The sequence below is a fragment of the Salipiger sp. HF18 genome (genome assembly GCF_011806505.1).
Taxonomy (GTDB): domain Bacteria; phylum Pseudomonadota; class Alphaproteobacteria; order Rhodobacterales; family Rhodobacteraceae; genus Salipiger; species Salipiger thiooxidans.
On sequence record NZ_JAATOS010000114.1, the window covers coordinates 1 to 11,194 of the forward strand.

The 11,194-nt window shown below is 68.1% G+C and carries 10 protein-coding genes; 7 read left to right on the forward strand and 3 right to left on the reverse strand.

Features of this window, described 5'->3' with window-relative positions; genetic code table 11:
• A partial coding sequence (locus HC022_RS11860; RefSeq protein ID WP_167452563.1) for a type 1 glutamine amidotransferase occupies window positions 1-669 on the reverse strand: 669 nt, incomplete at its 3' end.
• Window positions 670-829: 160 nt separating this feature from the next.
• On the opposite strand from HC022_RS11860, the gene HC022_RS11865 reads away from it, so the two are divergent.
• From HC022_RS11865 to purU, 6 genes are all read left to right on the forward strand, one after another.
• Window positions 830-2,179 carry an NAD(P)-binding domain-containing protein gene (locus HC022_RS11865; protein ID WP_167452564.1) on the forward strand — a complete coding sequence of 450 codons (1,350 nt, stop codon included), beginning with the start codon at window positions 830-832 and terminating at the stop codon, window positions 2,177-2,179.
• A gap of 137 nt (window positions 2,180-2,316) precedes the next feature.
• Window positions 2,317-3,195 carry a choline/ethanolamine kinase family protein gene (locus HC022_RS11870; RefSeq protein ID WP_167452565.1) on the forward strand — a complete coding sequence of 293 codons (879 nt, stop codon included), beginning with the start codon at window positions 2,317-2,319 and terminating at the stop codon, window positions 3,193-3,195.
• Window positions 3,192-5,627: an FAD-dependent oxidoreductase gene (locus tag HC022_RS11875; protein WP_167452566.1), complete on the forward strand. Its 2,436-nt coding sequence runs from the start codon at window positions 3,192-3,194 to the stop codon at window positions 5,625-5,627. Before HC022_RS11870 ends, HC022_RS11875 begins: the two co-directional genes overlap by 4 nt.
• 34 nt (window positions 5,628-5,661) lie before the next feature.
• Complete coding sequence (locus HC022_RS11880) at window positions 5,662-6,813, forward strand: iron-containing alcohol dehydrogenase (protein WP_167452567.1); 1,152 nt, start codon at window positions 5,662-5,664, stop codon at window positions 6,811-6,813.
• Between the two features lie 132 nt (window positions 6,814-6,945).
• Window positions 6,946-7,584: an XRE family transcriptional regulator gene (locus HC022_RS11885; RefSeq protein ID WP_167452568.1), complete on the forward strand. Its 639-nt coding sequence runs from the start codon at window positions 6,946-6,948 to the stop codon at window positions 7,582-7,584.
• Window positions 7,585-8,012: 428 nt separating this feature from the next.
• Complete coding sequence (purU, locus tag HC022_RS11890) at window positions 8,013-8,897, forward strand: formyltetrahydrofolate deformylase (protein WP_167452569.1); 885 nt, start codon at window positions 8,013-8,015, stop codon at window positions 8,895-8,897.
• Between the two features lie 21 nt (window positions 8,898-8,918).
• Here the strand turns inward: purU and HC022_RS11895 are convergent, their stop codons facing one another.
• The gene (locus HC022_RS11895) at window positions 8,919-9,068 is read right to left on the reverse strand and encodes a hypothetical protein (RefSeq protein WP_167452570.1); all 150 of its coding nucleotides are present in this window, start codon (window positions 9,066-9,068) and stop codon (window positions 8,919-8,921) included.
• 622 nt (window positions 9,069-9,690) lie between these two features.
• On the opposite strand from HC022_RS11895, the gene HC022_RS11900 reads away from it, so the two are divergent.
• Window positions 9,691-10,458 carry a DeoR/GlpR family DNA-binding transcription regulator gene (locus tag HC022_RS11900; RefSeq protein WP_167452571.1) on the forward strand — a complete coding sequence of 256 codons (768 nt, stop codon included), beginning with the start codon at window positions 9,691-9,693 and terminating at the stop codon, window positions 10,456-10,458.
• 175 nt (window positions 10,459-10,633) lie between these two features.
• Here the strand turns inward: HC022_RS11900 and HC022_RS11905 are convergent.
• Window positions 10,634-11,194 (reverse strand): aminotransferase class III-fold pyridoxal phosphate-dependent enzyme (locus tag HC022_RS11905; RefSeq protein ID WP_167452572.1); only part of this gene is annotated, 561 nt, incomplete at its 5' end.

The following is an 11,194-nucleotide window of genomic DNA, read 5'->3' on the forward strand; positions in this document are numbered from 1 at the left end:
CCGGCGCGCCGCGGCGTTGCAGGCGGGCATGGTGGCCTGCGCCTCGGCCTCGAGCCGGGCGACGGCGCCCTTGCCCAGCGTGTCTTCGAGCGAGGCTGCGTATTCCGGGATTGCGGACCAGAGCCGCACGGTGTCGGTCTCGACCTCGAGGTGGAACTGCGTCGAGAAGGCGCGCGTGCCCCAGCTCATCGCCTGCACGGCGCAAGCGGGCGAGGTGGCGAGCACCGTGGCGCCCTCGGGCACGGCCTTCACCGCGGCGCCGTGCCATTGCAGCACCGGCAGCGGGTCGGGCACGCGCTCGAGGAAGGGCGAGGCCGCCACCTGCGTAACCGTCAGGATGCCGACCTCGGCCGTGCCCCTGCCGACCTCGCCGCCAAGCGCGCAGGCCAGAAGCTGGTGGCCGAGGCAGAGCCCGAGATAGGGCAGGTTGCGGTCCACCACTGCCTCGCGGATGAAGGCCTTCTCAGCCACCAGCCACGGGTGCGCATCCTCTTCCCAGACATCCATCGGCCCGCCCAGCACCCAGAGCGCGTCGACCCCGTCGAGCGAGGGCAGCGGCTCGCCTTCGTTGAGATGACCCGCGGACCAGGTGTGGCCGGCGCCCTCGATCATCGGGCGGAAGGCCGCCGGATGTTCGATCCGCTCGTGTTGCAGGACCAGAAAATGCATGTCCGTCTCCCTGTTTCGGGGCCGCTGCCTCATCCGTGGGCACCGTACCTGTCTTCCCCTGCAAATTCCCATCCAGCGCCAGAACCCACAAGAAATATTGTTGCGCCAGAGTGAAGCTTTGCAACCATCGGGAATACCTGCACAGAGGGAGAACAGGGACATGAGGGTTTGTGTGATCGGGGCGGGGCCGTCGGGTCTGGCGCAGCTTCGGGCGTTCCAGTCGGCGGCGGAACAGGGCGCGGCGATTCCCGAGATCGTGTGCTACGAGAAGCAGCCGGACTGGGGCGGGCTCTGGCGCTACGACTGGCGCACCGGCGTCGACGAATACGCAAATCCCGTGCACGGCTCGATGTATCGCTACCTCTGGTCCAACGGTCCCAAAGAGGGGCTGGAGTTCGCCGACTACAGCTTCGACCAGCATTTCGGCAAACCCATCGCCAGCTACCCGCCGCGCGCGGTGCTCTTCGACTACATCGAGGGGCGGGTAAAGAAGGCCGGCGTGCGCGACTGGATCCGCTTCTCGACCGTGGTGCGCGACGTGACCTACGACGCGGGCACGGGGCTCTTCACCGTCATTGCCCGCAATGGCGAGACCGACACCGAAAGCTCCGAGACCTTCGACCACGTCATCGTGGCCTCGGGGCATTTCTCCTTCCCCGACGTGCCCTACTATCCCGGTTTCGAAAGCTTCAACGGCCGCATCCTGCACGCCCATGACTTCCGCGATGCGCGCGAGTTCGAGGGCAGGGACATCCTGATTCTCGGCACCTCGTATTCAGCCGAGGACATCGGCTCGCAATGCTGGAAATACGGCGCCAAGTCGATCACCGTGGCCCACCGCACCGCGCCAATGGGCTACGACTGGCCCGATGACTGGCGCGAGGTCCCGGCGCTCGAGAAGGTCGAGGGCAAGACCGCGACCTTCAGGGACGGCACCGACAAGGTGGTCGATGCGATCATCCTCTGCACCGGCTACAAGCACCACTTTCCGTTCCTGCCCGACGACCTGCGGCTGAAGACCGCCAACCGGCTCGCGACCACGGATCTCTACAAGGGCGTGGTATGGACGAAGAACCCCAGGCTCTTCTACCTCGGGATGCAGGACCAGTGGTTCACCTTCAACATGTTCGACGCGCAGGCGTGGTGGGTGCGCGACGTCATCTTGGGCAGGATCGCCCTGCCGGATGCCGCGGCCATGGAGGCCGACTGGCAGAAGCGGCAGGCCGACGAGGACGCCTTTGACAGCGACCACGACGCCATCGTCTATCAGGGCGACTACGTGAAGGAGCTGATCGCCGAGACCGACTACCCGTCCTTCGACGTCGATGGCGCCAACGAGGCCTTTTTCCAGTGGAAGAAGCACAAGAAGAAGGCGATCATGTCCTTCCGCGACAACGGTTATGTCTCGCCCATCACCGGCACCATGGCGCCGCCGCACCACACGCCGTGGCGGCACGCGATGGACGACAGACTCGAGAGCTACCTGCAGAGCTCGGAAGCGGCCGAGTAAACCATGGTACTGACCTGCAAGAGCCGCGCGGCGCGGTCGGGGGCGATCTCCCCTGGTCCGAGCCTGCCCAAGGGGAGACCCGCGCCCGCCGGTGACGCGCGCACGGTCGGGACCCACGCAAGGAGGGACCGCGGCGCATGACACCGGAAGACCGCGTCCGGGCGATGGACTTCTGGTCCGGCCCTGTGACCATCGAGCCGCTCTCGGGCGGCATCACCAACCTCAACTACGTTGTGACCGACGCCGGGCAGCGATACGTCGTGCGCATGGGGCAGGACATCCCCGAGCATCTCGTCATGCGCTGGAACGAACGCGCGCTGACCGAGGCCGCGGCGGCGGCGGGGCTCTCGCCGGCGCTGCGCCATGCGGAGCCGGGGATCATGGTCACCGATTTCGTGACCTCGCAGGCGCTGACCGGGGCCGACCTGCACGACCGCGAAACGCTTGCCGGAGCGGTGGCGCTGGTGGGGCGCGTGCATCGCGAACTCACCTCCAGGCTCACCGGGCCCGTGGTGACCTTCTGGGTCTTCCACGTGCTGCGCAGCTACGCCGCCTTCCTCGCGAGGAACGGCTCGCCCCACATGGTGCGCCTGCCGATGATGATGACCGAGGCCATGCAGCTGGAAGAGGCGGTGGGCAGGGTCGGGCTGGTGCTTGGCCACAACGACCTGCTGCCGCAGAACATCCTGCGGGCCGAGGACGGGCGCTTCTGGCTGGTCGACTGGGAATACGGCGGCTTCAACTCCGCGCTCTTCGATCTCGGCGGGCTCGCCTCCAATTCGGGTCTTCCCGAAGACACGGAGGCCGAGATGCTGCGCCTCTATCACGGTCATGATCCCGACACCGGCTACATGCGACGCTACGGGGCGATGAAATGCGCCTCGCTGCTGCGCGAGGCCATGTGGAGCATGGTGTCCGAGATCAGCTCGGACATCGACTTCGAATACGCGGCCTACACGGCAGAGAACCTGTCGCGCTTCGAGGCCGCACTCGACGCCTGGAAGGAGGGCGCATGAACGACTTTCCCACCACCGCGCAGGCGGTCATCGTCGGCGGCGGGATCATCGGCTGTTCGACGGCCTATCACCTTGCCAAGCTCGGCTGGGAGGTGGTGCTGCTCGAGCGCCATAAGCTGACCTCGGGCACCACCTTCCACGCCGCGGGGCTCGTGGGCCAGCTGCGCAGTTCCGCCAACATCACCGAACTGCTCGGCTACTCGGTCAAGCTCTACGACACGCTCGAGCAGGAGACCGGGCAGGCGACGGGGTGGAAGCGCAACGGCGGGCTGCGGCTTGCCTGCAATGAGGAACGCTGGACCGAGGTCAAGCGACAGGCCACCACCGCCCGCAGCTTCGGGCTCGACATGCAGCTGCTCACACCCTCCGAGGCGCGTGAACTCTGGCCGCTGATGGATGTCTCGGACGTGGTGGGCGCCGCCTTCCTGCCGACGGACGGGCAGGCCAACCCCTCGGACATCACGCTCTCGCTCGCCAAGGGGGCGCGCATGGCGGGCGCGCGGATCATCGAGGATTGCGCCGTGCTGTCGGTCGAGCGCGAGAAGGGCGTCATCACCGGGGTGAAGACCCGGCACGGGGTCATCAGGACCGGCGTGGTCGTCGCCTGCTGCGGCCAGTGGACCCGCGCGTTCGCGGCACCTCTCGGTGTGACCGTGCCGCTGGTGTCGATGGAGCACCAGTACATGGTGACCGAGCCCATCGACGGCGTGACCCGCGACCTTCCGACCCTGCGCGATCCCGACCGGCTAACCTACTGGAAGGAAGAGGTGGGGGGGCTCGTCATGGGGGGATACGAGCCCAACCCCAAGCCTTGGGCCATTTCGGGAATCCCCGAAGGCTTTCACTACACGCTGCTCGACAGCGATTTCGACCATTTCGAGCAGATCATGGAGCTTGCGCTGGGCCGGGTTCCCGCGCTGCAGACGGCGGGGATCAAGACGCTCACCAACGGGCCCGAGAGCTTTACACCGGACGGCAACTTCATCCTCGGCGAGGCGCCCGAGCAGAAGGGCTTCTTCGTTGGGGCGGGTTTCAACGCCTTCGGCATTGCCTCGGGTGGGGGTGCGGGCATGGCGCTGGCCGAATGGGTCGCCAAGGGAGAGCCGCCCTTCGATCTTTGGCCGGTCGACATCCGCCGCTTCGGGCGCCCGCATTTCGACACCGACTGGGTGCGCACGAGGACAGTCGAGGCCTATGGCAAGCACTACACCATGGCCTGGCCCTCGGAGGAACACGACAGCGGACGGCCCGGGAGGCGCTCGCCGCTCTATGACCGGCTGAGGGCACGCGGCGCGGTGTTTGGCGAGAAGATGGGGTGGGAGCGGCCCAACTGGTTCGCCGCCGAAGGTGAGCACGCGGGCGACATCTACAGCTACGGGCGCCCCAACTGGTTCGCCGCCGTCGGGCGCGAGCACAGGGCGGCGCGCGAGGCCGCCGTGCTGATCGACCAGACCAGCTTTGCCAAGTTCCTGCTCAAGGGGCCCGACGCGGAAAGCGCGCTGCAATGGATCTGTGCGGGCGACATTGGCGGCCCCGTCGGCACCCTGACCTATACGCAGATGCTCAACGACCGGGGCGGGATCGAGGCCGATCTCACCGTCCTGCGCCGGGCCGAGGATGAATTCTACATCGTCACCGGCACCGGCTTTGCCACCCGCGATTTCGACTGGATCAAGCGCGGCATCCCGAAGGGGGCCAATGCCCAGCTGATCGACGTGACCTCGGGCCATGCGGTGCTGTCGCTCATGGGGCCCAGGGCGCGCGACATCCTTGCCCGTGTTACCCGTGCCGACCTGACGAACGCGGCGCTGCCCTTCGGCACCGCTCGGCAGATCGCCATCGCCGGCGCGCCGGTCTGGGCGCTGCGCGTCTCCTACGTGGGTGAACTCGGATGGGAGCTGCACATGCCGGTGGAAAGCGCCGCCACGGTGTTCGACGCGCTGCACATGGCCGGCGCCTCGCACGGGCTGGTCGACGCGGGTTACCGCGCCATCGAGACCCTGCGGCTCGAGAAGGGTTACCGCGCCTGGGCCGGGGACATCGGGCCGGACAGCACGCCTCTCGAGGCGGGGCTCGGATTCGCGGTGAAGCCCGGCAAGGGGGAGTTCCGCGGGCGCGAGGCCATCGTGGCGCAGAAAGCCAAGGGGCTGCGCAAGATGCTCGCCACCGTCACCGCAGCGCCCGAGGTGATCCTGCTGGGGCGCGAGACGATCTTCCGAAACGGCGAGCGGGTGGGCTACCTCAGCTCGGGCGGGTACGGTCACACGGTGGGCAAGGCCATCGGCATGGGTTATGTCAAGAACCCCGAGGGGGTGACCCGCGACTGGGTGTTGTCCGGGAGCTACGAGCTCGAGGTCGCCACCGAGCGCGTGCCCTGCGAGGTGACGCTGTCGCCGCTCTACGACCCGACCCATGCGCGGCTGAAGTCATGAGTGCATTTCGGGTCTTCACGAAAGGACGAAAGCCATGACGATCACCGCCAACTGGTCCTGGCCCACGCCGATCCGCTTCGGCGCCGGGCGCATCGCCGAACTGGCCGAGGCCTGCCACACCGCCGGCATCCGCAAGCCGCTCGTCGTGACCGACCGCGGGCTTGCCCGTCTGCCGCTGACCCTGCAGGTCATGGACATCCTCCGCCGCTCGGGCTTGGACGCGGATCTCTTCGCCGAGGTCGACCCGAACCCGAACGAGCGCAACCTCGGCGTGGGGGTGGTGACCTTCAAGCAGGGGCGGCACGACGGGGTGGTCGCGCTGGGCGGCGGCTCGGGGCTCGATCTCGGCAAGCTCGTGGCCTTCATGGCAGGCCAGTCGCGCCCGGTCTGGGATTTCGAGGATATCGGCGACTGGTGGACCCGTGCCGATGCCGAGGCCATCGCGCCGGTCGTCGCGGTGCCCACCACCGCCGGCACCGGATCGGAGGTCGGGCGCGCCGCGGTGCTGACCAATTCCGAGACGCACGAGAAAAAGATCATCTTCCACCCCAGGATGATGCCTGCGCAGGTGATCTGCGACCCTGAACTCACCCTGGGCATGCCGCCCGTGATCACCGCGGGCACCGGCGTCGACGCGCTCGCCCATTGCATCGAGGCCTATTGCTCGCCGCTCTACGGTCCCATGGCAGACGGCGTGGCGCTCGAGGGCATGCGGCTTTGCAAGGAGTACCTGCTGCGCGCCTATCGCGACGGCTCGGACCTCGAGGCGCGGGCGCAGATGATGACCGCTGCCGCGGCGGGGGCCACCGCCTTCCAGAAGGGGCTGGGTGCGATCCATTCGCTGAGCCACCCGATCGGGGCACGCTACGACACCCATCATGGCACCACCAACGGCGTCGTCATGCTGCCGGTGCTCCGCTTCAACCGCCCCGCCATCGAGGAGCGGATCGTGCGCGCCGCCGCCTATCTCGGGCTCGAGCCCAGCTTCGACGCCTTCCTCACCTTCATCGACGACCTGCTGCACGAACTCGACATTCCCAAGACGCTCGACGCGCTGGGCGTCTCTGATCCCGACCTCGACGCGCTCTGCGCCTCGGCGCTCAAGGACCCGACCGCCGGCAGCAACCCGGTGCCGCTGACCCGCGAGAACATTCCGCCGCTTCTGCAAAGCTGTTTCGAAACCTGAGGTGCGAATGACGATCCAGCCTCTGCGTCCCGCGCCCCGCACGTTCCGTCGAGACCCCACTGGTGACGGAGGCTTGACATGAACGTGCCCGGACCGGCACGAGGGGGGTCCCCGACCGGAACTGGAAACCCCATGAAGAACGGCGCGAGCTCGAAACTGACGCAGAACCCGCACGCGGTCCGCGAGCTGCGGGAGAAGAACCTCGAGGTCGCCATCGGCCGGCAGGTGCGCGAGCTCCGCAAGCGCCAGCGCATGACCGGCTCCGAGCTGGCGCAGCAGACCGGGCTCTCGGTGGGGATGCTGTCCAAGATCGAGAACGGTGTCATCTCGCCCTCGCTCAACACGCTTCAGGCTCTGGCCAATGCGCTGCGGGTGCCGCTCGTGCAGCTGTTCTCGGGCTTCGAGGAACCGCGCGGGGCGATGCACGTCAAGGCCGGGCAGGGGGTCGAGATCGAACGTGCGGGCACCCGCGCCGGGCATCAGTACCAGCTTCTGGGCCATATCGGGTCGAACAACTCGGGCGTCGTGGTCGAGCCCTACCTGATCACGCTCGACAGCGAGAGCGACCGCTTCCCCGCCTTCCAGCACGAGGGGATCGAGCTTATATACATGATCGAGGGCGTGATCGACTATCGCCACGGCGACCAGCTCTACCTGCTCGAGCCCGGCGACTCGCTGCTCTTCGACGCCGACGCGCCGCATGGTCCCGAGGTGCTGGTCGAGCTGCCCTCGCGCTACCTGTCGATCATCACCTACCCGCAGGCGCGCTGAGCCTCGGGCGGAACTTCCATCTGTATGGGAGGGTATTGGTCCTTCGCGCGGGCGAGCGGTTGCGTTCGGTCGAAACGTCCGGACCGATGCGGAGGGAAATCCCTGTGGGGCACCGCACCGCGGGCGATTTCGCCCCCACGGGTCGCGTCCGAGGCGCCCGGCGGGCGGTCACCCGGCGGACCGGAGACCCGACCGTGAGCGTCTCGTCCACCCGCGCGGCCCCGACGCTTGCGCTCGCCGAGAAACTGGTCAATCTGCCGCCTGACACGCGGGCTCCCGGTCGGGCCACGCGCACCGGGCTGGACCGCCCCCGGACGTCTTCGTCATCCGTCGTGCCGGGACCGGCTTGCGGTGCTGACGATGCGCCCGGCTGCGGCTACACTCCGGCATGTGCCGACCGAGGCCGCCGAACGACTGGAGAAGACCGAATGAGCAAGTTCGCCCTGACCGTGACCTGTCCCTCGACCCGCGGGATCGTGGCCGCCATCGCCACCTTCCTTGCCGAGCACGGCTGCAATATCACTGACAGCTCGCAGTTCGACGATTTCGAGACCGGCAATTTCTTCATGCGGGTGAGCTTCCAGTCCGAGACCGGGGCCTCGCTCGACGGCCTGCAGGAGCAGTTCGCGGCGACCGCCAAGGGCTTCGGCATGGACTACGCCTTCCACGATGAGGCGGCGAAGATGAAGGTGGTGATCATGGTCTCGCGCTTCGGGCATTGCCTGAACGACCTGCTCTATCGCTGGCGCATCGGCGCGCTGCCGATCGACATCGTGGCGGTGATCTCGAACCACATGGATTACCAGAAGGTTGTCGTGAACCACGACATCCCCTTCCACAACATCCGCGTGACCAAGGAAAACAAGCCGCAGGCCGAAGGCCGGATCATGGAGGTGGTCGAGGAGACCGGCGCCGATCTGATCGTTCTGGCGCGCTACATGCAGATCCTCTCGGACGAGATGTGCACCAGGATGTCGGGGCGGATCATCAACATCCACCATTCCTTCCTGCCCTCCTTCAAGGGAGCCAACCCCTACAAGCAGGCGTTCGAACGCGGGGTGAAGCTGATTGGGGCCACGTCGCACTACGTGACCGCCGATCTCGACGAGGGTCCGATCATCGAACAGGACACGGTGCGCGTGACCCACGCGCAATCGCCCGAGGATTATGTCTCGCTCGGCCGCGACGTCGAGGCGCAGGTGCTGGCGCGCGCCATCCATGCGCACATCCACCGCCGGGTGTTCATGAACCGCGACAAGACCGTGGTCTTCCCGGCCTCGCCCGGCAGCTACGCCAGCGAGCGCATGGGCTGACCGCCAGGGCCGGGGGCGTGGTCAGCGGCTGCGCTCCTCGGCCCCGCTCATCCGCATCCGGCACATGCTCGAGGACCGGGTCTCGGCGCTCATCGCCACCCTGTCCGGGATGGAATGCGCCATCGGCGCGTTGGCCGAAATCCAGACCCAGGCGGGCCTCGACAGGGTCAACGTGCTGCTGCGGAGCCTGCGTTCGGGCGATGCAGGGGGCGGCTCTGCGGCGACATTGGCGCGCGAGCCGATCCGGTGGCTGAGAAGGCGGAGTTCGGTTGGTTCCGAGCGCTGTGTCCTGAGTCCGGGGGGGGGAATGCAGTGTTCTGCTGTATTCGCCTTGCGGAAAGGCCCTGCGCAGCGGTTTCGCGATGGAGTTCTGTGTCGCAGTCTCGTCTGGCGACTTGCCGGTGCGGTACTGTTTCGCGCCGTTGGTTTCGACGCCGGCGCAACGTCACCCGCATGTCCGCGCATGACCTCAATCCCCCCGGGGACCAGCTCATCTGCATTGCCCGCAAGTACCCCGGTTGGGGGGCCTTCGGCTGATGTCCTCGGTGAAGAGATCACTGAGGACGCGGGCGGATATCTTCGCGGTCCCGGGACAAGGGAGCCCGTTTCGCGTAGCGCGCAGGGGGCGCGGCGTGCGCCGTTGTCCGTGCAGCGTCGCGGTTCTGCCGCTGCCTGAGGCGCGGAGAGCGCCCTGCGGTGAATGAGCGTGCCGGGACGGGCGGGCGGTCTTGATTGCCGGCGGGACCTCTGCTTGGATCGGCTGAACAGGGGTTCGCGCCGGGCAGGAAACGGAATGTCGCGCAAGAAGGAACGGCGCCAGAAGGCGATCCTCGAACAGCTCTCCATCACGCCGACGATGCGCGTGGGGCGGCTCGCCGAGACGCTCGAGGTGACCACCGAGACCATCCGCCGCGATCTCGAGGAGCTGGCGGGGAAGGGGCTCATCGCGCGGACCTACGGCGGTGCGATGCTGCGCCAGCCGATGGAACCCGCGCTGTCGGAGCGCCACAAGGAGCTGGTCGAGGAGCGTGCCGCCATCGGCCGAGCCGCGGCGCCGCTGCTGGCCGGGGCGCGGGTGATCATGATGGGCTCGGGTGCGACCACGACGCAGATCGCGCGGCGCATCGCGCTCGAGATGAGCGAGGTCACGGTGATCGCCCATTCGGTCTCGGTGGCGGCGGCGCTCGCGGTCAACCCGTCGATCCAGGTGGTGGTGGCGCCGGGGGTCTACCACGCGGGCGAGGGCGCGCTGCACGGGGCGCAGACCGTGCGCTTCCTGTCGGACTACTCGGCGGACTGGTCGGTCACCGGGGCCAGCGCCATGTCGCCGCTCGGCCCCTCGGACGCGCTGATCGAGGCGGGCGACGTCTACGCCACCATGCTGCGCCAGAGCGCGCGCCACATGGTGGTGGCGGATCACTCGAAATTTGACCGGATGGCCACGGCGCGCTACTCGGACTGGGGCGAGATCGACGTGCTGGTGAGCGATGCTCGGCCGCAGGGGCCGCTGGGGCGGGCGCTGCAGCTGGCCGGGGTGGGTGTGCGGCTGGCGGTGCTCTGAGATCTTGGGGCGCGGTGCCGGTGGCGGAGGTCGGATGCCTCCGGCGGGAGTTTGTCTGGCAAGATGAAGGGTGGGGTGCCTGAGCGGGAGGCGTGGGCGCGGTTTGGTGGTGCGGTGGTCGTTTTGGGAGGCGCTGGCGCGGGCGCCGAACTGGGCGCCCGGCCGGTCTGTGTGGTCACAGGGTGGTGCGGGTGGCGTTGGCGAATGCGTCGATGAAGCGGTCTGCCTCGTCCCTGTTCAGGCAGAGCGGCGGGCGGGCCTTTAGCGTGGCGCCGTAGCGCCCGGCGGCCCCGATCAGCACGCCCGCGTCGCGCATGGCGTCGATGATCCGCACGGTGACGGCGGCATCCGGGATGTCGGGCCTATCCGGGGAGCAGAGATCGACGCCGGTGAAAAGCCCGGCGCCGCGCACCGCGGCCACCTGCGGAGCGTCGGCGGCCACCGCCTCGAGCCCGGCCCTGAGATGGGCGCCGACGGTGCGGGCGTTTTCCTGCAAGCCCTCCTCGGCGATCACCTGCAGCACCGCGAGGCCCGCGGCCGCGGCCACCGGGTTGCCGCCGAAGGTGTTGAAATAGCCTACGTCCTCGCAGAAGGCCGAGAGGTGGTCGGGGCGCGCGGCCATGCCTGCCATCGGGAAGCCGTTGCCCATCGGCTTGCCCATGGTGACGATGTCGGGGGCGATGCCGTGCCGGGCGAAGCCCCAGAACGCGTCGCCGGTGCGGCCGAAGCCCGGTTG

Excerpts from the sequence above, each read along its gene's own strand:
- HC022_RS11865 (WP_167452564.1), top strand. The coding sequence starts at position 830 with ATGAGGGTTTGTGTGATCGGGGCGGGGCCGTCGGGTCTGGCGCAGCTT.
- HC022_RS11900 (WP_167452571.1), top strand. The coding sequence starts at position 9,691 with ATGTCGCGCAAGAAGGAACGGCGCCAGAAGGCGATCCTCGAACAGCTC.
- HC022_RS11875 (WP_167452566.1), top strand. The coding sequence starts at position 3,192 with ATGAACGACTTTCCCACCACCGCGCAGGCGGTCATCGTCGGCGGCGGG.
- HC022_RS11880 (WP_167452567.1), top strand. The coding sequence starts at position 5,662 with ATGACGATCACCGCCAACTGGTCCTGGCCCACGCCGATCCGCTTCGGC.
- HC022_RS11870 (WP_167452565.1), top strand. The coding sequence starts at position 2,317 with ATGACACCGGAAGACCGCGTCCGGGCGATGGACTTCTGGTCCGGCCCT.
- HC022_RS11885 (WP_167452568.1), top strand. The coding sequence starts at position 6,946 with ATGAAGAACGGCGCGAGCTCGAAACTGACGCAGAACCCGCACGCGGTC.
- purU (WP_167452569.1), top strand. The coding sequence starts at position 8,013 with ATGAGCAAGTTCGCCCTGACCGTGACCTGTCCCTCGACCCGCGGGATC.